This is a genomic window from Streptomyces sp. MS19 (assembly GCF_047200595.1).
GTDB lineage: Bacteria > Actinomycetota > Actinomycetes > Streptomycetales > Streptomycetaceae > Streptomyces.
The window spans coordinates 1-20,224 of the sequence record NZ_JBJZOH010000026.1 but is presented as its reverse complement, the minus strand read 5'-3'; the positions used below and the strand labels follow the sequence as shown (position 1 = coordinate 20,224).

General features: G+C 73.7%; 17 protein-coding genes. 9 read left to right on the top strand and 8 right to left on the bottom strand.

Annotated elements, in window-relative coordinates; translation table 11 throughout:
- The first annotated feature begins 69 nt into the window (after nt 1-69).
- A complete protein-coding gene (locus ACL02R_RS21750) occupies nt 70-849 on the top strand; it encodes an SDR family NAD(P)-dependent oxidoreductase (RefSeq protein WP_412798644.1) in 780 nt (259 codons plus the stop codon).
- Nucleotides 850-860: 11 nt separating this feature from the next.
- Here ACL02R_RS21750 and ACL02R_RS21745 read toward each other — a convergent pair whose 3' ends face one another.
- The 5 genes from ACL02R_RS21745 to ACL02R_RS21725 all read right to left on the bottom strand — a co-directional run bounded on the left by ACL02R_RS21745 (nt 861) and on the right by ACL02R_RS21725 (nt 6,330).
- Nucleotides 861-1,316, bottom strand: coding sequence for a VOC family protein (locus ACL02R_RS21745; protein ID WP_412798643.1), 456 nt, complete (start codon nt 1,314-1,316; stop codon nt 861-863).
- An 84-nt stretch (nt 1,317-1,400) separates the two neighbouring features.
- On the bottom strand, nt 1,401-2,519 hold the full coding sequence (metX, locus tag ACL02R_RS21740; RefSeq protein ID WP_412798677.1) for a homoserine O-acetyltransferase MetX: 1,119 nt from the start codon (nt 2,517-2,519) through the stop codon (nt 1,401-1,403).
- The gene (locus ACL02R_RS21735) at nt 2,516-3,877 is read right to left on the bottom strand and encodes a bifunctional o-acetylhomoserine/o-acetylserine sulfhydrylase (protein ID WP_412798642.1); all 1,362 of its coding nucleotides are present in this window, start codon (nt 3,875-3,877) and stop codon (nt 2,516-2,518) included. The genes metX and ACL02R_RS21735 overlap by 4 nt, the downstream gene beginning before the upstream one ends.
- A 90-nt stretch (nt 3,878-3,967) precedes the next feature.
- Complete coding sequence (locus ACL02R_RS21730) at nt 3,968-4,456, bottom strand: beta-class carbonic anhydrase (RefSeq protein ID WP_412798641.1); 489 nt, start codon at nt 4,454-4,456, stop codon at nt 3,968-3,970.
- Nucleotides 4,457-4,656: 200 nt separating this feature from the next.
- Nucleotides 4,657-6,330, bottom strand: coding sequence for a SpoIIE family protein phosphatase (locus ACL02R_RS21725; protein WP_412798640.1), 1,674 nt, complete (start codon nt 6,328-6,330; stop codon nt 4,657-4,659).
- Between the two features lie 333 nt (nt 6,331-6,663).
- On the opposite strand from ACL02R_RS21725, the gene ACL02R_RS21720 reads away from it, so the two are divergent.
- The 3 genes from ACL02R_RS21720 to ACL02R_RS21710 all read left to right on the top strand — a co-directional run bounded on the left by ACL02R_RS21720 (nt 6,664) and on the right by ACL02R_RS21710 (nt 12,285).
- Nucleotides 6,664-9,504, top strand: a complete 2,841-nt coding sequence (locus ACL02R_RS21720) for a PQQ-dependent sugar dehydrogenase (protein WP_412798639.1) — start codon at nt 6,664-6,666, stop codon at nt 9,502-9,504.
- Complete coding sequence (locus ACL02R_RS21715) at nt 9,501-11,228, top strand: ThuA domain-containing protein (protein ID WP_412798638.1); 1,728 nt, start codon at nt 9,501-9,503, stop codon at nt 11,226-11,228. Before ACL02R_RS21720 ends, ACL02R_RS21715 begins: the two co-directional genes overlap by 4 nt.
- A 169-nt stretch (nt 11,229-11,397) precedes the next feature.
- Nucleotides 11,398-12,285 (top strand): ricin-type beta-trefoil lectin domain protein, encoded by an 888-nt coding sequence (locus ACL02R_RS21710; RefSeq protein WP_412798637.1) that lies wholly within the window; start codon nt 11,398-11,400, stop codon nt 12,283-12,285.
- A 242-nt stretch (nt 12,286-12,527) separates the two neighbouring features.
- On the opposite strand, the gene ACL02R_RS21705 is transcribed toward ACL02R_RS21710, so the two are convergent.
- Nucleotides 12,528-13,175, bottom strand: a complete 648-nt coding sequence (locus ACL02R_RS21705) for a restriction endonuclease (RefSeq protein WP_412798636.1) — start codon at nt 13,173-13,175, stop codon at nt 12,528-12,530.
- A 380-nt stretch (nt 13,176-13,555) separates the two neighbouring features.
- Here ACL02R_RS21705 and ACL02R_RS21700 point away from each other — a divergent pair, with 380 nt between their 5' ends.
- From ACL02R_RS21700 to ACL02R_RS21680, 5 genes are all read left to right on the top strand, one after another.
- Nucleotides 13,556-14,149, top strand: coding sequence for a sigma-70 family RNA polymerase sigma factor (locus tag ACL02R_RS21700; protein ID WP_412798635.1), 594 nt, complete (start codon nt 13,556-13,558; stop codon nt 14,147-14,149).
- Nucleotides 14,146-14,943 (top strand): anti-sigma factor domain-containing protein, encoded by a 798-nt coding sequence (locus ACL02R_RS21695; RefSeq protein WP_412798634.1) that lies wholly within the window; start codon nt 14,146-14,148, stop codon nt 14,941-14,943. The genes ACL02R_RS21700 and ACL02R_RS21695 overlap by 4 nt, the downstream gene beginning before the upstream one ends.
- Nucleotides 14,944-15,070: 127 nt before the next feature.
- Nucleotides 15,071-16,702, top strand: coding sequence for a molybdopterin-dependent oxidoreductase (locus tag ACL02R_RS21690; RefSeq protein WP_412798633.1), 1,632 nt, complete (start codon nt 15,071-15,073; stop codon nt 16,700-16,702).
- A 69-nt stretch (nt 16,703-16,771) separates the two neighbouring features.
- Entirely contained in the window at nt 16,772-17,434 is a 663-nt protein-coding gene (locus ACL02R_RS21685) for a fasciclin domain-containing protein (RefSeq protein ID WP_412798632.1), read from the top strand.
- Nucleotides 17,435-17,594: 160 nt separating this feature from the next.
- Nucleotides 17,595-17,981, top strand: a complete 387-nt coding sequence (locus ACL02R_RS21680; protein WP_412798631.1) for a Dabb family protein — start codon at nt 17,595-17,597, stop codon at nt 17,979-17,981.
- Between the two features lie 13 nt (nt 17,982-17,994).
- On the opposite strand, the gene ACL02R_RS21675 is transcribed toward ACL02R_RS21680, so the two are convergent.
- Nucleotides 17,995-19,269: an MFS transporter gene (locus ACL02R_RS21675; RefSeq protein WP_412798630.1), complete on the bottom strand. Its 1,275-nt coding sequence runs from the start codon at nt 19,267-19,269 to the stop codon at nt 17,995-17,997.
- A 166-nt stretch (nt 19,270-19,435) separates the two neighbouring features.
- On the bottom strand, nt 19,436-20,020 hold the full coding sequence (locus ACL02R_RS21670) for a TerD family protein (RefSeq protein WP_412798629.1): 585 nt from the start codon (nt 20,018-20,020) through the stop codon (nt 19,436-19,438).
- Nucleotides 20,021-20,224 lie beyond the last annotated feature (204 nt).

Sequence of the window (20,224 nt, the reverse complement as noted above, 5' to 3'; positions counted from 1 at the left end):
GTGCACCCGGCCGGTCGCCCCCGTAATCCGGTTCCCCGAGGGCGCCGCGCCGTGTGAGAATCCCGCCCCATGCACACCGCTTCCTCCGCACGCCGCGTCGCCCTCGTGACCGGCGCGAACCACGGCATCGGCGCCGCCACGGCGCGCGAACTGGCCGCCCGCGGCGCCGCCGTCCTGTGCGCCTACCTCGACCCGGGCCCCGACGGCGGCCCCACCGGGGAGGACACCGCCGGGGAGATCCGCCGGGCGGGCGGACAGGCGGCGGCGTACGCGGCCGACCTCGCCGACACGACGGCGCCCGCCGCGCTCTTCGACTTCGCCGAGGAACACCTCGGGCCGGTGGACATCCTGGTCAACAACGCCTCCGGTTGGGTCCAGGACACCTTCACCCCGGAGTCCGCCGACCGCTTCGGACGGCCGATGCGCCCCGTGAGCCCCGAGACGTTCCAGCGGCAGTTCGCCGTCGACGCCCTCGCCCCCGCCCTGCTGATCGGGGAACTCGCACGGCGCCACCGCGCCCGCGGCGCGGACTGGGGACGCGTCGTGGGCCTCACCTCGGGCGGCGCGCTCGGCTTCCCGAGCGAGGTGTCCTACGGCGCCGCGAAGGCCGCCCAGACCGACTACACGCTCTCCGCCGCCGCCGAACTGGCCGGTCTCGGCATCACGGCCAACGTGGTCCACCCGCCCGTCACCGACACCGGCTGGGTCACCGACGAGGTACGCCGCTTCGTCGCGCAGAGCCCCACGCTCTTCCACGTCGCCACCCCTGAACAGGTCGCGAAGACCATCGCCCACCTCGCGTCGGACGAGGCGGAGCTGATCACCGGCAACGTCCTCACCCTCCGCTGAACGCCCCCACCTCAGCCCGACCGGCCCGGCGTGTCGGCGAAGAGTCCCTCCAGCATGCCGGTGGCCTGGCCGACCTCGATCAGGTAGCCGTCCGGGTCCCGGAAGTAGCAGCGGATCTCCGCCTTCCGGTCCAGCGGCTCCGTCACGAACTCCGCGCCGTGCGCCACCGCGTGCGCGTGGAACGCCGCGATGTCCGCGACCCGCACGTTGAGGAACGACGACACCGGGTCGCCCTCCTTCGGCGCCCGCAGCGTGATCCCCGGCTTGTCCGGCGTCGGCCCGCCGCCCGGGTTCATGATGAGCCACCCGTTGGCGACCTTCACGATGCACGGGTTCTCGTCCAGCACCACCTCGCCGCCGAGCACCTCGGCGTAGAAGCGGCGCGAGACGGCCACGTCCCTCACCGTCAGGAAATGCGTCAGCACCAGCCCCTCGGCGGGCACGGGCCAGTCGGCACGGCGTTCCATCCGCGTGCTCCCTTCGCTGCGGGCGTCCTGCGACGACGCTAACCGGGGCACCCGGCGGCGGCAGCCGGGGCGCCGCCGTCCGCGTCAGGCCAGCAGCTCGCGCAGCAGCGCCCCGACCTGCTCCGTCTCCGCCAGGAACCCGTCGTGCCCCCGCGCCGACCTGATCACCCGCAGCCCGTCCGCCCCCGCGATGCCGCCCGCCAGCTCCGCCTGCTGCGACGGCGGGTACAGCCGGTCGGAGTCCACGGCCGCGACCAGCGTCGCCGCCCGCACCCGGCGCAGCGCCGCCGCGACGCCGCCCCGGTCGCGGCCGATGTCGTGCGCGTTCATCGCGTCGCTGAGCACCACATAGCTGGCCGCGTCGAAGCGGCGCACCAGCTTCTCCGCGTGGTGGTCCAGGTAGTCCTGCACGTCGAACCTGCCGTCGTGCCCGGCGCGCCCGAAGCGCGCCGCCAGCTCCGGCTCGCTGCGGTACGTGACGTGCGCGATCCGCCGGGCCAGCCCCAGGCCGAGGTGCGGCCCCCGGCCCGGCGGGGCGTCGTGGTAGTGCCCGCCGCGCCAGCCGGGGTCGTTCCGCACGGCCTGGATCTGCGCGTCCGACCAGGCGATCTGCTCGGCGGACGCGGCCGCCGAGCAGGCCAGGAGGAACAGCGACCCGACACGTCCCGGGTGCGTCACCGCCCACTCAAGCGCCCGCATGCCGCCCATCGAGCCGCCGATCACGGCGGCCCACCGGCCGACGCCCAGTACGTCCGCGAGCAGCGCCTCGGCCGCCACCTGGTCACGCGGCGTCAGCAGCGGGAACGCGCCGCCCCACGGCCGCCCGCCGGGGCCCGGCGACGCGGGGCCCGTGCTGCCCTGGCAGCCGCCCAGGACGTTCGGCGCGACCACGAACCAGCGGTCCGTGTCCAGCGGGCGACCCGGCCCGATCAGCCCGTCCCACCAGCCCGCCGTCGGATGCCCGGGACCGGCGGGACCTGCGGCGTGGCTGTCGCCGGTGAGCGCGTGCAGGACGAGCACCGCGTTCGACCCGTCGGGCGCCGGACGGCCCCACGTCTCGTACGCCAGGGTCACGTCCGGCAGTTCGCCGCCGCGCTCGGGGCGCAGCGGGCCCAGCCGCGCGAAGCGGCGCGCGCCCACCGGGTCGCCCTCCCGCCAGGCCCCGGTGACCGGCGGGAGGACGGTGTCGGCCGCCGTGTTCAGGACGCGCCCTTCGCCGCGCGGAAGCCGCTCTCCAGGTCGGCGACCAGGTCGTCCACGTGCTCAAGCCCCACCGACAGCCGGACGAGGCCGGGCGACGTGCCGGTCGCGGCGAGCTGCTCCTCGTCCAGCTGACTGTGCGTCGTGGACGCCGGGTGGATGATCAGGCTGCGGACGTCGCCGATGTTCGCGAGGTGGCTGAACAGGCTCACGCCGTCCACGAACCGCTTGCCCGCCTCCACGCCGTCGCGCAGCTCGAACGCGACGACCGCCCCCGCGCCGCGCGGCAGGTACCGCTGCGCCGCCGCGTGCCAGCGGCTCGACTCCAGGCCCGGGTAGTGGACGGCCGCCACCTCGTCGCGCTGCTCCAGCCAGCGGGCGAGCGCCAGCGCGTTCGACGAGTGCCGGTCCACGCGCAGGCTCAGCGTCTCCACGCCCTGGAGCAGCAGGAACGCGGAGTGCGGCGCGATGGCGGGGCCGAGGTCGCGCAGCAGCTGCACGCGGAGCTTCACCGCGTACGCGCTCGGGCCCAGCGCGGGCCAGTATTGGAGGCCGTGGTAGCTGGGGTCGGGCTCGTTGAAGTCGGGGAAGCGCTCCGCGTGCGCGCCGAAGTCGAACGTGCCGCCGTCCACCACGACGCCGCCGATCGTCGTGCCGTGCCCGCCGAGGAACTTCGTCGCCGAGTGCACCACCACGTCCGCGCCGTGGTCGAGGGGCCGCAACAGGTACGGCGTGGGCACCGTGTTGTCCACGACCAGCGGCACGCCCGCCTCGTGCGCCGCGCCGGCGACGGCCGCGACGTCCAGGACGTTGCCGCGCGGGTTGCCGAGCGACTCGGCGAAGAACGCCTTGGTGTTCGGCCGCGCCGCCGCGCGCCACGCCTCCGTGTCGTCCGGGTCCTCGACGAAGGACACCTCGATCCCGAAGCGCGGCAGCGTGTGGCGGAACAGGTTGTACGTGCCGCCGTAGAGCGACGCGCTCGACACCACGTGGTCGCCCGCCCCGGCCAGCGTCAGGATCGCGAGGGTCTCGGCGGCCTGCCCCGACGCGACCGCGACGGCCGCGACACCGCCCTCCAGCGACGCGACGCGCTGCTCCAGCACGTCCTGGGTCGGGTTGTGGATGCGGGTGTAGATGTTGCCCGGCTCGGCGAGCGAGAACAGGTCGGCGGCGTGCTGCGTGTCCCGGAAGGCGAACGACGTCGTCTGGTAGATCGGGACCGCGCGGGCGCCGGTCGCCGGGTCGGGCTCGGCCCCGGCGTGGATCTGGCGGGTCTCGAACGACCAGGCGGCCGACGGCTCGGGCCGGTCGTCGTCCTGCGGGGTGTGTCCGCCGGTCACGGCGTCGACGGGCTGGCTCATGCGGGTTCCTCGGGAGTCTCGGTGCGGGTGTGCGGGTGTGCGGGTGTGCGGGTGTGGGGGATGCGGGGGAGCGGCGGCGGACGCGGGGACTCAGACGACCTCGCCCAGCCGCCCGGTGGACACGTCGAGGACGAAGCCGCGCACGGATTCCTTGTGCGGCACGAAAGGACTCGCCGCGATACGGCGCAACGACTGCCGCACGTCCTCCTCGGCGTCGGGAAATGCCTCCGCCGCCCAGGGCGGACGCAGCCCCGTCTCGTTCTCGATCCCCTGCCTGAACGCGTCGTCGGTGAAGGTCACCATGCCGCAGTCGGTGTGGTGGACGAGCACGATCTCCCGTGTGCCGAGCAGCCGTTGACTGATGGCCAGTGAACGGATCACGTCGTCCGTCACCACGCCGCCGGCGTTCCTGATGACATGCGCGTCACCCTCCCGCAGCCCGAGGGCGCCGTACGGGTTCAGCCGCGCGTCCATGCAGGCCACGACCGCGACGCGCCGCGCGGGCGGCAGCGGCAGCGGGCCTTCGAAGCCCGCCGCGTACGAGGCGTTGTGCTCCAGGAATTCGTCCGTGACGGCCATGTGCGCCCCTTTTCCCTCGCTCTGCTCCCGGAGCCTAGGCAGCGCGCCGTGAGCCGGAAAAGGAAATCAGGGAAAATCCACGAACCTGCCACGCGACCGCAATGCGCGGCAACATTCCGGACTTCCCGCCCGCCCATTCCCGAACACCCGCGCCAAGCCCCGTGCTTTCCCCCACGGGCGAATGCCCGCCGGGCCCCGCCTCAGCCGCCGTCCGGGATGCGCAGCGCCAGCACCGCCACGTCGTCGTCGTTGTCGGACGGACGCACCCGCGCCAGCAGCAGATCGCAGAACGCGCCCAGCGGCCGCCGCGCCAGCGCCGCTGCGTGCTGCCGCAGCCGCAGCAGCCCCTCGTCGATCGAGTGGCCCGGCGACTCCACCAGCCCGTCCGTGTACAGCACCAGCGTCGAGAGCGGCGGCAGCGCGGCCACCGCGTCCGAGCGGCCCGGCACCAGGCCCGTGCCCAGCAGCGGACTGTGCCCCTCGTCGAGGAAACGGGTCTTCCCGTCGTGCGTCACCAGCAGCGGCGGCGGATGCCCCGCGTTCACCCACCGCAGCCGCCAGCCCCCGCCGTCCAGCGGCTCGGCGCGGCCGAGGACCAGCGTCGCCACCGACGCCTCCGCGATGTGCGGGACCGCCCGGTCCAGCCGGTCCACCACCGCGCCCGGCGGCTCCCCCTCGGACCAGGCGTACGCGCGCAGCATGTTCCGGATCTGCGCCATCCCCGCCGCCGCGTCGAGGTCGTGCCCCACCACGTCACCGATCACCAGCGCCGTCGCCCCGTCGGGCAGGACGAACGCGTCGTACCAGTCGCCGCCCACCTGCGACGCCTGCGGCGCCGGCACGTACCGCGCCGTCATCTCCAGACCGGGCACGCCGGGCAGCTGCGGCAGCAGATGCCGCTGCATCGTCTCGGCGACCCGCCGCTGCCGCTGGTACAGCCGCGCGTTGTCCAGCGCGAGCCCGGCACGCCTCGCGATGTCGTCGAGCAGCGACAGCTCCGCCGCCCCGAACGCCACGGGCTGCGCCGACCGCCCCAGCGTCAGCGCCCCCAGCACCTCCCGCAGCCCCCGGATCGGCGCGATCGCCGCCGAGTGCATGCCCGTCGCACGGAACAGCGCCCGCTGGACGACCGCCACCCCCGAGTCGGGCGCCACCTCGTACGCGTCCGGGCCGGTCAGGGCCGACGCCGCCCCCCGCAGGGCACGGGACAGCGGCATCGGCGAGTCGGGCACCACCGGCGGCAGCGGACCCTCCAGATCCTCCCGCCGCACCAGCGCGCCGCCCTCGTGCCCGACGACCGCCGTCCGCCACACCTCGTCCTCCTCGGTGATCAGGTCCACCACCGCCCAGTCCGCCAGCCGCGGCACGACCAGCCGCTCCAGCCGCCGCAGCGCCTCCTCGGTGTCCAGCGTCGAGGTCAGCCGGGTCGTCGTCTCCGCCAGCAGCGCGAGCCGGTCCAGCTCCGACAGCGGCGCGGCCGTCCCCGCCGCCTCCCAGCCGCCGGCCGCGGCGGACGGCGACCGGTGCAGCAGCACCAGCGCCCCCGTACGGCCGTCGCCCAGGCCGCAGGGCGTGACGAGCCACGACGTCGCCAGCGGCGAGCCGTCCCCGCGTTCGAACCACTCCAGGTCGCCCCGCGCCGTCCGCCCGCCGAGGAACGCCCGCAGCATCGGGCACCGCGCCCGCGGCAGCGTCCGCCCCTGGCTGTCACGGTGCAGCAGGTCGTGCGCGTCCCGCCCCACCAGTTCCTCCGGCGCCCGGCCCAGCAGCTCCGCCGCCCGCCGGGAGACCCGCACGATGTGGCCCCGCTCGTCCACGACGTACGTCCCCACATCCGGCAGGTCCGGCAGCCCGCCACCGTCAGGAACGCCCATCCGCCCACCTTCTCCGATCCGCAACGCCCGTGGGCACATCCTGCCCCCAGGACCCCGCCGTTCCCCGCACGACCGGACAACGAGACGGCGGGGTGACGGTACCGGTTCCGGCCGCCCCGCGGGCACACCGGATTCCGGCGCGCGGGAGGACTATCCAGCGACGTGCTTAGTCGTTACCTTCCCTGTGAGCCCCGGTCTTGCCTGCCGGTGCCCATCACCTCTGGCCTGCGGAGCCACCCCTCCCGTCCGACGGTTCCCGCATGCCCCGGCGCGACGGCGCGCGCCTGTGCCACTGCTCGTTCCCATGCCCCCCGTTGTCCACGGAGGACGCACGTGCACAGGAGATTCAGAAGGTTCTTCGCCGCGTTGACAGGGTCGGTGCTCGCCATGGCGGGCGCCCTCACGGTCATCGCCCCGTCCACCGCCACCGCGGACCCGGCCCCGGCCGCGCCCATCGAAGCGGCTGCCGAATTCCAGCAGGTGACGCTCGCCAGGGGCGTCGCCGAGACCGGCGAGCCGATGACGCTCGCCGTGCTGCCCAACCGCTCGGTGCTCCACACCTCGCGCGACGGCACGCTCCGCATCACCGACGCCAACGGCAACACCAGCGTCGCCGGCCGCGTCCCCGTCTACTCCCACGACGAGGAAGGCCTCCAGGGCGTCGGAGTCGATCCCAACTTCGCCACCAACCGGCACATCTTCCTCTACTACGCGCCCCCGCTCGACACCCCCGCCGGCGACGCGCCGAGCGAGGGCGACGCGGCGGCGTTCGCACCGTTCAACGGCGTCAACCGCCTCTCCCGCTTCACCCTCACCACGAGCAACACGCTCGACCTCGCCAGCGAGGTCCGCATCCTCGACGTGGCCGCCAACCGCGGCCAGTGCTGCCACGTCGGCGGCGACATCGACTTCGACGCCCAGGGCAACCTCTACCTGTCCACCGGCGACGACTCGAACCCCTTCGCCTCCGACGGGTACACGCCCATCGACGAACGCACCAACCGCAACCCCGCGTTCGACGCCCAGCGCTCGGCGGGCAACACCAACGACCTGCGCGGCAAGGTCCTGCGCATCAAGGTCAACCCCAACGGGACGTACTCCATCCCGTCAGGCAACCTCTTCGCCCCCGGCACGCCGGGCACCCGGCCCGAGATCTACGCCATGGGCTTCCGCAACCCGTTCCGCATCAGCGTCGACAAGCGGACCGGCGTCGTCTACGTCGGCGACTACGGCCCCGACGCGGGCACCGCGTCCTCGTCGCGCGGCCCGGCCGGACTCGTCGAGTTCAACCGGATCACCAGCGCGGGCAACTACGGCTGGCCCTACTGCGTCGGCGACAACCAGCCGTACGTCGACTTCAACTTCGCCGACAACACGTCGGGCAGCGCCTTCAACTGCGCCGCCCCCGTGAACAACTCGCCGAACAACACCGGCCAGACCACCCTGCCCCCTGCGCGCGCGGCCTGGATACCGTACGACGGCAACTCCGTCCCCGCGTTCGGCGGCGGCTCCGAGTCGCCCATGGCCGGCCCGGTCTACAACTACGACCCGAACCTCCAGTCGGCCGTCAAGTTCCCCGCCGAGTTCGACGGCGACTTCTTCGCCCTGGAGTTCGGCCGCCGCTGGATCAAGAACATCGACATCCAGGCCAACGGCGCGGCGGGCGCCATCAACGCGTTCCCCTGGACCGGCACCCAGGTCATGGACGCCGCCTTCGGCCCCGACGGCGCGCTCTACGTCCTCGACTACGGCACCGGCTGGTTCAACGGCGACGCCAACAGCGGCGTCTACCGCATCGAGAACGTGACCAACGGGCGCTCCCCGGTCGCCCAGGCATCGGCCGACCGCACCTCGGGCCCCGCCCCGCTGACCGTGCAGTTCTCCTCGGCCGGGAGCAACGACCCGGACGGCGACCCGATCACGTACGCGTGGAACTTCGGCGACGGCACCAGCTCCACCGCCGCCAACCCGAGCAAGACGTACAACCAGAACGGCAACTACACCGCCACCCTCACCGTCCGCGACTCGACCGGCGCCACCGGCACCGCGTCCGTCCAGATCTCGGTGGGCAACACGGCACCGACCGTACGCCTCGAACTGCCCGCCGAGGGACAGCTCGTCGACTTCGGCGACGCCGTGCCCTTCCGGGTGGTCGTCAGCGACCCCGAGGACGGCACGATCGACTGCTCGCGCGTCACGGTCAACTTCATCCTCGGCCACGACAGCCACGGCCACCCGCAGACGTCCGCCACCGGCTGCTCCGGCACGCTCCAGACCCTCGCGGACGGCGAACACGACCCGAACGCCAACATCTTCGGGGTCTTCGACGCCGTCTACACCGACAACGGCGGCCTGACCGTCCACGACCAGGCGCAGACCCAGACCCGCCAGCGCCAGGCGGAGCACTTCTCCTCCTCGCAGGGCGTCGAGGTCGCCAGCCACGGCACCGCGCACGGCGGCAGGACCGTCGGCTTCGTCGACAACGGGGACTGGATCGCCTTCCAGCCCTACCTGCTCTCCGACGTCACCCGGTTCACCGCGCGCGTCTCCTCCGGCGGCGCGGGCGGCACGATACAGGTCCGCGCGGGCTCGCCCACCGGCACCCTGCTCGGCTCGGTCGCCGTCGCGCCGACCGGCGGCTGGGACGTCTTCCAGAACGTGAGCACCGCCATCACCAATCCACCTGCCGGGACCACCACGCTCCACCTCGTCTTCACCGGCCCCACCGGCCAGGGCGCCCTCCTCGACCTCGACGACTTCACCCTGACCACCGGCGGCGGTACCGGCCCCGACCCGGCCACGGGGCGGATCACGGGTCTCGACGGGAAGTGCGTGGACGTCTCCGGCTCGAACACCGCGGACGGCACGCGCATCCAGCTGTGGACGTGCAACGGGACCGGCGCCCAGAACTGGACGCTGCCCGGTGACGGCACCATCCGCGCGCTCGGCAAGTGCATGACCGCCACGGGCACGGCCGACGGCTCCGCCATCCAGCTGTTCACCTGCGACGGCGGCACCGACCAGCGCTGGACGCCCCAGGCCGACGGGGCGCTGCTCAACCCGACCTCCGACAAGTGCGCCGACGCCGACGGAGTCTCCTCGGCCGACGGGACACGCCTCCACCTGTGGTCCTGCCACGGCGGCGCCAACCAGAGATGGGTCCTCCCCTCATGAGCCGAACACTGACCCGCTTCGCCCGCATGGCGGCCGGAGCCCTGCTGTGCGCGACCGCGCTGCCCGCCCTCACGGCGGTGTCCGCCACCGCCGCGCCCGACGACCCCGCCTACCAGGTCCTCGTCTTCTCCAAGACGGCCGGTTTCCGGCACGACTCGATCGACGAGGGCATCACCGCGATCAACCAGCTCGGCGCGGCGAACAACTTCACCGTCACCGCGACCGAGGACGCGAACGCCTTCACGAGCGGCAACCTCGCCCAGTACGAGGCGGTCGTCTTCCTGTCCACGACGGGCGACGTCCTCAACGGCGCGCAGCAGGCCGCGTTCGAGGGCTACATCAACGACGGCGGCGGCTACGTGGGCGTCCACGCGGCGGCCGACACCGAGTACGACTGGCCCTGGTACGACGGCCTGGCCGGCGCGCTCTTCCACTCGCACCCCCACATCCAGTCCGCGCAGGTACGGGTCGAGGACCGTGCGCACGACGCCACGGCGCACCTCGGCACGACCTGGCAGCGCACCGACGAGTGGTACAACTACCGCACCAACCCCCGCTCCACCGCGCACGTCCTCGCCTCGCTCAACGAATCGAGCTACACCGGCGGGAACATGAGCGGGGACCACCCCATCGCCTGGTGCAAGGACTACCAGGGCGGCCGCGCGTTCTACACCGGCGGCGGCCACACGGCCGAGTCGTTCAGCGAGGCGGCGTTCACCCGCCACCTGCTGGGCGGCATCCGCTGGGCCGCCGGGGTCACCGAGGCCGACTGCCGCCCCGAGACGGGCTACCGCAGCCTCTTCGACGGCTCGGCCACCACGGGCTGGTCGCAGGCCGGCCCGGGGTCGTTCTCCCTGTCCGACGGCACGCTGACGTCCCAGGGCGGCATGGGCATGCTCTGGTACCAGGCGCAGCAGTTCACGTCCTACTCGCTGAAGCTCGACTGGCGGCTCGACGGCGACGACAACTCGGGTGTCTTCGTCGGCTTCCCGCCGTCGTCCGACCCGTGGTCGGCGGTCGACAACGGCTACGAGATCCAGATCGACGCCACTGACGCCGCCGACCGCACCACCGGCTCCGTCTACGGCTTCCAGTCGGCCGACCTCGCCGCCCGCGACGCCGCGCTCAACCCGCCCGGCGAGTGGAACACGTACGAACTCCTCGTCGAGGGCGAACGCCTGCGGATCTACCTCAACGGCAGGCTGATCAACGACTTCACCAACACCGACCCGGCCCGCAGCCTCCAGCAGGGCCACATCGGGCTCCAGAACCACGGCACGGGCGACACCGCGTCGTTCCGCAACATCCGCATCAAGGAACTGGGCGGCGGCCCAGGGCCCAACCCGGTGACGGGGCGGATCACGGGTCTCGACGGGAAGTGCGTGGACGTCTCGGGCTCCAACACGGCGGACGGCACGCGCATCCAGCTGTGGACGTGCAACGGAACGGGCGCCCAGAACTGGACGCTGCCCGGTGACGGGACGATCCGCGCGCTGGGCAAGTGCATGACCGCGACCGGCACCGGCGACGGTTCCGCCATCCAGCTGTTCACCTGCGACGGCGGCACCGACCAGCGCTGGACGCCCCAGGCCGACGGGGCGCTCCTGAACCCGGTGAGCAACAGGTGCGCGGACGCCGACGGAGTCTCTTCGGCAGACGGGACACGGCTGCATCTGTGGTCCTGCCACGGCGGCGCCAACCAGCGCTGGGTCCTGCCCAGTTGAACGGTGCCCTCCCGGCGTGACGCGTGACACCCGGGTGCCCGGCCGCCGCCGGCGGCCGGGCACCCGGCACGTTCCGCGCCTTCCCGGGGGCGGGGCGGCGCGCGGCGCCCGCAGCGCATACCCTCTACCTCGCACACCCCAGCCCCCTCCCCGCGAGCAGAGGAGCCCGGTGTCCGAGGAACGTTTTTCCACGACTTTCGCCCGTAAGCCCGCCCGGCCACCCACCGGCCTGCGGCCCGGCCGCCGCGTCTGGACGACCCTGTGCGCGACCGCCCTGGTCACCGCCACGGTCGCAGGCGCCGCCACCGTGACCGCCCGCCTCCTGGGCCCCGACGACACGGCACCCGTCGCCACCGGCACCGTCCCCGACGGCACGGCGGGCGGGCCCGGCGCCGCGCCACCGGCCCCGGCCTCGCCGGAGGCCGATCCCACCACTCCCGAGCCGGAGCCCGAGCCCGCCGACGAGCCCGCGGAACGGGACGAGCCGGCGGAGTCCGACGAACGGGACGCGGCGGCCCCCGACCCGGCCCCGCCGCCCGCCCCGCCCGCCGCCCAGGACGACGGCTCCGGTGGCGCGGACACTCGCGAGGAGGAGCCGGAGGAGGACGACGAGCCCGACGACCCCGCCCCCCGCAACGACCCGGCCCCGCCGCCCGCCCCGCCCGCCGTCACCGGCACGACCGGCCACATCATCGGCCTCGCGGGCAAGTGCGCCGAGGTACCCGGCAGCGCCGCGGGCACCGGCAGCCGCATCGGCGACTGCTCCAACTCCGCCAACCAGCAGTGGATGGTCGCCTCCGACGGCACGCTCCGCATCGCGGGCAAGTGCCTGGCGCTCTCCGGCGGGGCCATCACCGACGGCACCCGCGCCGTCCTCGCCGCCTGCGCACCGTCCGACACGCGCCAGCACTGGCGCATCGAACGCACCGCAGGGGACATCGTCAACGTCGCCGCCGACATGTGCCTGGACGTCGCCAACGCCAACGCCTCCAACGGCACCCCCCTCCAGATCGCCTGGTGCTCGGGCAACCCCGCGCAGAAGTGGTCCGCCCCCTGACCCGGCCGCGCCCACGCCCCCTGACGGCCCGTCCACGGCACCGTCAGGAGGCGCGGCGCGCGCCTGGCGACAGCACCCGGATCTCCTGATCGGACGGCCGGCCCCGCTCTTCGTGCCGCCTCTCGCGGTACGGTCCGGCGCCACGACGGCTCCGGCACCGCCGCGCTGGACGGCCGGTGGGCCCCACACCGGTGACAAGGGGGCAGGCCCACCGGGACATGTCCGCCCTCCGCCGGGATCACTCAGGACACGCGCCGCCGCCCCGCCCGGGGGCGCGCGGCGCCGTACGTGCGCCGCCACCGCGCCAGATGCCGCCCGTCGCCCTGCCCCCGCGCGCCCACACCCACCACCGAGGCGAACGGCGCCCCGTTCAGCCAGGACGCGAAGAGATCGCGGTGCACGACGAGGATGCCGTTGGCCACCGCGAAATCCAGCGCGGGCCGCGTGTAACGGGTGTTGGTGACGAAGACCGCCACATCCGCGCGGAAGTGCGTCCGCGTGCCCAGCAGGTCCCGCATGTCCCGCTCCCCGACCGCCCGGTGCGGCGCGAACCGCTTGCACTGCACCAGCATGGAGCGCCCATCCGGCAGCACCCCCGTCACATCCCGCCCGTTGTCCCCGCTCCTGCCCACCTTGACCACATCCCCGCACCCGTCACGCCGCAGCAGCGCGGCCACCAACCGCTCGAACGAGTCACCGTCCAGGCCGTCCACATCCGCCAGCCGCCTGTTCGCCGCCAGCACCCGGTCCTCCGCCCGCCATCGCATGTCCCGCTCCCGCAGCGCGCGATGCGTCCGCCACGCCCACCACCCGACGCCCCCCACCACGACCAGCACCACCGCCGCCAGCACTGCCCGCCCGACCCCCGGCCACAGCACCAGCGCCAACATCCCCACCGCACCCCACACCGCCACCCGCTCACGCCGCCGTGACCGCCTCGCCACCCGCACCCACCCCGTTCCCCTGTGGACACCACACCGGACCAACAGCCTGGCCCCCAGGAGCCCCTGGCGGAAGAACGCACACCCATGCGACCCCGCCCACCCGGCGGACAACCCGGCAGGAGACCATGTCCCCACAGCCGGACACCTACCGGGCGGCCAGTGAAAAAACCCAGCCCGCACCAATCCGCGCGGGCACCGGCGGCGAATACCGCACGGCCACCGCACGGTGCGCCATGACCGCCGTCGTTCGGAGAAAGTCGCATGGATCCCGCCCGCACGGCCGCCCGGCCGAACCGCCACGCCCCGGCCGCCGAAGGAGACGACAGGTGAGGGATTCCGCCCGCCTCACCGGCCTCCCACGGCAGGGCGAGGGCCCCACCGGCCTCGCCGAGTCGCTCGCCGAGGTCGCGCGCGGCGACCAGGACGCGTTCGCCACGGTCTACGACCGCGTCGCCGGACCCGTCCTCGGACTGGTCAGGTCGGTGCTGCGCGACCCCGCCCAGTCCGAGGAGGTGACCCAGGAGGTGCTGATCGACGTGTGGCGCTGCGCCGCCCAGTACCGACCGGAACGCGGCTCCGCCATGGCCTGGATCATGACCCTCGCGCACCGCCGCGCCGTCGATCGCGTACGGTCCGCCCAGGCCGCCAGCGACCGCGAGCAGCGCGCCGCCCTGCTGGAGCGCACCCCGGCGTTCGACGAGGTCACCGAACAGGTCGAGGCCCGCCTCGAACGCGAGCAGGTCAAACGCTGCATGGGCGGACTCACCGAACGGCAGCGGCAGTCCGTCACCCTCGCCTACTACCGGGGCCTCACCCACCGGGAGGTCGCCGACCTCCTCAAACTGCCGCTCGGCACCGTCAAGACACGGATGCGGGACGGCCTGATCCGACTGCGCGACTGCCTGGGGGTGATGTCATGAAGGGCGCCGGAACGAGCGGCGGGGGAACGACGCGTGACGACGAGGCCGAGCTGCACACCCTCGGCGGCGCCTACGCGCTGGACGCCGTCCTGCCCGCAGAACGCGAACGGTTCGAGGACCACCTCGCACGCTGCCCCGCCTGCGCGGCCGAGGTCGCCGAACTGCTGGAGACCGCCGCCCGGCTCGGCACCGCGGTCGCCGAGCCGCCGCCTCCGGCGATGTGCGAGGCCGTCCTGCGGCGGATCGGCAGCGTCCGCCAGGAACCCCCGCCCGGCGGCGACCGCACCGCCGACACCTCCGTACGGCGCGCCGTACGGCCCCGGCGCACGCTCGCCCTCGCCCTGGCCGCCTGTGTGACGGCTGCGGCGCTCGGCGGCACCGCCGTCTGGCAGTGGCAGGCAGCGCGGGACGCCCGCGCGCAGGCGGAACGGGTCGAGGCACGCGCCGCCGAACTGTCCCGCGTGATGTCCGCGCCGGACGCCCGGGTGGCCACCGGCGCCCTCCCCGGCGGCGGCAGCGCGACCGTCGTCGTGTCCGCCTCGGCGGACCGCGCGGCGTTCGCCGTCTCCGGGCTGGCCGCTCCGCCGCCCGGCCAGGTGTACCAGCTGTGGTTCGACGACGGGGGCCGGATGCGGCCCGCAGGCCTGCTCGACCCGGCGGCTGAGGGGGAGACGGTCCTCATGGACGGCGCCGTCGGCGGCGCGTCCGGGATGGGCGTCACCCTCGAACCCGACGGCGGCTCCCGGCAGCCGACCGGCGACCCGCTGGCCGTCATGGCGTTCCCGGCCGCCTGACCCGCGCCCCCTCCGCGCCGCCGACCGCACCCGAGCGGTCGGCGGCGTCGTCACGTCCGCCACCCCTCGCGCGGAATTCACCCGAAGTCACACCCATCCACCGCCCGCCCCGCCCCGAAGTACGGGCATGGCAGGCAACGACAGCGGCAACGGCGCCCCGCGCGACGGGGACCGGCGGCGACCGGCGGGCCGCGTAGCCGTCCCCGGCGCGCTGTCCGGCCTCCTCGCGGCAGGCGCCGCCCTCGCCGCCGCCGAGCTGACCGCCTCCCTCGTACGCCGCGAGGCCGGGCCGGTCACCGCGCTCGGCGGGGCCGTAGTGGACCGCACCCCGGCCCCCGTCAAGGACTGGGCCATCCGCACCTTCGGCACCGACGACAAGCTCGTCCTGCGCCTCGGCATCCTCGCGGTGCTCGTCCTGGCGGCCCTGGCGCTCGGCCTGCTGGCGACACGCTTGCGCCGGCCGGCGGCGGCGGGTGTCCTGCTCGTCGGCGCGGTGGGAGCCGTCGCCGCCGCGGGACGCCCGGACGCCGGACGGTTCGACGCCGTGCCCTCGCTCCTCGGCGCGGTGACCGGCGCGGCTGTCCTGTACGCGCTGGCCGGGCAACTCCCCGCCCGGCACCACCCCGCACCGGGGCCCCACCCCGAGCTCCCGCCCGGCGCGCCCCCGCCGTTCGACCGGCGCCGCTTCGTCCTTGCCGCTACCTCCGTCGCCGCCGTGTCCGCCGCCTCCGGCACCCTCGCCGCCCGCATCAACGCGGCGGGCCGCACCGAGGCCGCCGCCGCCCGGGACGCGATCCGTATCCCCGCCCCCGCATCGCCCGTCACCCCGTCACCACGCGGCGCCAGCCTGGACATCCCCGGCATCACCCCTTACCTGACGCCCAACAGCGACTTCTACCGCATCGACACTGCGCTCACCGTCCCCAGGGTGAACGCCCGCACCTGGCGCCTCACCCTCCACGGCACCGGCGTCACCCGGCCCCTCAGCCTCTCCTTCGACGACCTCCTGGCCCGCGACCTGATCGAGCGGAACATCACGCTCACCTGCGTCTCCAACCCCGTCGGCGGCCCCTACGCCGGAAACGCCCGCTGGATCGGCGTACCCCTGGCCGACGTCCTGCGCGAGGCCGGCGTCCGCCCGCCCTCCGCCGGAGGCCGCGCCGACCAGCTCGTCGCCCGCTCCGTGGACGGCATGACCCTGGGCACACCCGTCGAGGCCGTGATGGACGGCCGCGACGCCCTCCTCGCGGTCGGCATGAACGGCGAACCCCTCCCGTTCGAGCACGGCTTCCCCGTCCGCATGGTCGTCCCCGGCCTCTACGGCTACGTCTCCGCGTGCAAATGGATCGAGGACATCGAACTCACCACCTTCGCCGGCTTCGACGCCTACTGGGTCCGCCGCGACTGGGCCGCGCAGGCCCCCATCAGGACCCAGGCCCGCATCGACACCCCCCGCGGCTTCGACGGCCTCGCCGCGGGCACCGTCCCCGTCGCCGGAGTCGCCTGGGCCCAGCACACCGGCATCGACCGGGTCGAGGTCCGCGTCGACGACGGCCCCTGGCAGGACGCCCTGCTCGCCGAGGAGGACACCGCGGACACCTGGCGCCAGTGGCGCTGGGACTGGCCCGCACGTCCCGGCAGGCACCGCATCGAGGTCCGCGCCACCGACCGCACCGGGCAGACACAGACCGCCGAACGCTCCGACCCCATCCCCGGCGGCGCGACCGGATGGCACTCGGTGGTGGTCGACGTGACCTGACCCCCCGTCCAGCGCCTGGACACCTTCGGCAGACCCACCCCCACACGCAACGCTCTCCAGGAGAACCCCGTGAACATCAACCGCATGCGCCGCACCACCCTCGCCCTCGTCGCCGCGGCCGTCCTGCCCCTCGGCCTGGCCGCCTGTTCCTCCGACGGCGACGACTCCGCCGCCGAGTCCTCCGACAGCAGCAGCGCCCAGGAGCAGGGCAACGAGGAGCAGCCCTCGGAGGACCCCGGTGACGGCGGCATGTCCGACGCGTCCGCCCCGTTCGGCCCGGCCTGCGCGGGCGTCCCCGCCGACGGCGCGGGCAGCTTCGACGGCATGGCGCAGGACCCCGTCGCCACCGCCGCGGGCAACAACCCCGAGCTGACCACGCTGGTGGCCGCCGTCACCGCCGCCGGACTGGGCGACACCCTCAACAACGCCGAGGCCCTCACCGTCTTCGCGCCGGTCGACGACGCGTTCGCCCAGATCCCCGAGGCCGACCTCACCGCCCTGCTCGCCGACCAGGACGCCCTCACCGACGTGCTCACGTACCACGTCGTCGGAGAGCGCCTGGCGCCCGAGGACCTGGCGGACGGCAGCTTCGAGACCCTCCAGGGCGGCACGCTGACGACCTCGGGCTCGGGGGAGTCCTTCACCGTGAACGGCGACGCCTCCGTGGTCTGCGGCAACGTCCGCACGGCCAACGCCACGGTCTACCTGATCGACTCCGTGCTGATGCCGTGACCCACCCCCGCCGGGCCGCCGTACGCCCGGCATGACCCCGGTGGCGCGGGCGCCTCCTGCACCGGCGCCCGCGCCACCGGACCCCTCGTTGCGCCTCAACCAACCAGTGCATTAATTTGAACTCACTGGTTCATTCGTGCGAGCGTCCCGAGAGGCCACCATGATCACCAACGTCCTCCGCTTCACCTTCAAGGACGAGACGACCGAGGAGGAACGGGCCGAGGTACTCGCCCTCATGCGGCGCACCGCCTCCGTCGAATCCGTCGCCTTCGGCACCGTCGGCCGCGACATCGGCGACCCCGCCGAGGGCTTCACCCACGCCTACAGCGCCTCCCTCCAGGACCTCGACGCCCTGGAGCGCTACCTCCACGACCCCGCGCACATCGAGGGCGACTGGACGATCCTCCCGCGCCTCGCCCGCCTCGCCGCCGTCCGTTTCACCGACGACCCCGACCCCGACGCCGCCACGCGCGTCGCCGCCCTCCACACCGCGAAGCTCGCCAAGTACCCCGAATGGGAACGGCTCCTCCACGCCATCCCCGCCTGATCCGCAGGCGCCGTCAGGCCCGGTAGCGGCGCAGCGTCGGCGCCGCTGCCAGGGCCAGCGACAGCACCACCACCAGACCCCCGCCGACCGCGATCGCCGTACGCGGCCCGAACGCCGAACCCCCCGCCCCGTGCAGCGCGTCCGCCAGCCGCGGCCCACCGGCCACCACCACCGTGAACACCCCCTGCATCCGCCCCCGCATCTCATCCGTCGCCGCAGACAGCAGGATCGCCCCGCGGAACACCATCGACACCATGTCCGCGACCCCGGCCGCCACCAGGAACGCAAGCGCCACCCACAGACTCCCGCTCAACCCGAACCCCATGATCGCCAACCCCCAGGCGATCACACTCGCAATCACCAGCAGCCCATGCCGCCGCGCCCGCGAGAACGTGCCCGACGCCAGACCGCCCAGCACCGCCCCCACCGGGATCGCCGCGTACAGCACCCCCAGCGCGAACCCTTCCCCATGCGCCACATACGTCTCCGACGCCAACTGCGGGAACAGCGCACGCGGCATCCCCAGCACCATCGCGATGATGTCCGCCAGGAACGACAGCAGCAGCACCTTGTGCGCCGCTATGTACCGAAAACCCGCCACGATCTCCCGCCACCCCGAACGGGCGACCGCCGCCGCACCCCCCAGCGGCGGCAGCGCGGGCAGCCGCCAGTCCGCCCACACCGCGGCACTCAGCGCCACCGCGTCGATCAGATACAGCTCGGCCAGCCCGATCACCGGGATCAGCGCCCCGGCCAGCAGCGGACCGACCAGCATCCCCGTCTGCGACACCGTCGACCCCAGCGCGTTCGCCGCGGGCAGCTCGTCCGCCGGCACCAGCCGGGGGATCGACGCACTGCGCGCCGGCGACACCAGACCGAAGAACGCCTGCTGCACCGCCAGCAGCACCATCAAGGCCGCCACCGAATCAAGACCGGCGAACGCCTGCGCCCACAGCAGCACCGACGTCACCGCGATCCCCGAGTCGCTGATCAGCAACAGCTTCCGCCGGTCCATCCGGTCGGCGACCGCCCCGCCCCACAGCGCGAACACCACCAGCGGCACCAGACCCGCGAGACTCGCGTAACCGACCCACACCGACGAACCGGTGATGTCGTAGATCTGCTTGGGCACCGCCACAGCCGTCAGCTGACTGCCGACCGCCGTGACCACCGTCGACCCCCACAGCCGCCGGTACGCCGGGCGCCGCAACGGCCGGGTGTCCATCGCCCAGCGCCGCCACCCGCGCCCCGGTATGGGACCCCCGCTGTCTTCCTTGCCCACGTCCACGGCCGTTCTGCTGTTCCCTCGCTCGACGCGAAGAGCGCCACACGCCCCTCACCGGCGCGAACGCACCACCACAGCTACGCCCGCCCCGCAGCAGAACATATCCCCCTCGCCCCCACGGGAGCGCGCCGGGCGCCCGGCCGCACCGGACGCCCGTGCGCCGCTCGCCTTACGCGCCCGCGGCGAACCGCATCAGGGACAGCTCGTCACCCTGCTTGGTCTTGCCGGTCTGGTTGAGCACCTGGAGCTTCCACGAGGAACCGACCCGGAACGCCTTGGCTATGGCGCAGCTGTTGTCGCTCGTCATCAGGCTCGGCCAGATGTCGGCGACCTGCTGGGTGCTCCCACCCGTCGCGTCGTACACCTTGAAGCTCACGTTGCGGGCCTTCTGGAAGCTGCTGCCCCGCTTGAACGCGCTCGCGACGAACACGACCGACGTGATGTTCGGCGGTATCCGCCCGAACTCGACCGTCACGGTCTCGTCGTCGCCCTCGCCACGGCCGGTCTGGTTGTCCCCGGTGTGCAGGAGCGCGCCGTTCCCGAGCGGATCCAGCGAGTCGAGCCCGGCGAGACGCACGGGGTCGCTGCCCTGGAGGGCGATGGCGATCAGATCGAGGTCGGTCCCCATCTTCCGCCGCACCTTCCCGAGGACGCCCCCGCTGCTCCCGGCGGTGGGGTCCCAGGAGACCCCGATGGACATGTGCGTGATCCCATCGAGATCAGCCGGTTCGTCATCTTTCGTCAGGGTGATCATCTATGACCTATTCCGATCGGTAGAGATGTGCTGTCCAGGGTGAAAGTGTGCCCGCTCCCACAACTCCCCGTCCCCCCGGGTCCACGACCACCTTCACCCCATCCCACCCCCTAAACGCCCACCTGACCCTCCAGGTTCCGCGTGCCTCGCTGCATGCTGCTTCATCCGACCTTGGTGTTCCGCGTGTGTTGTGTGGGTATGGGG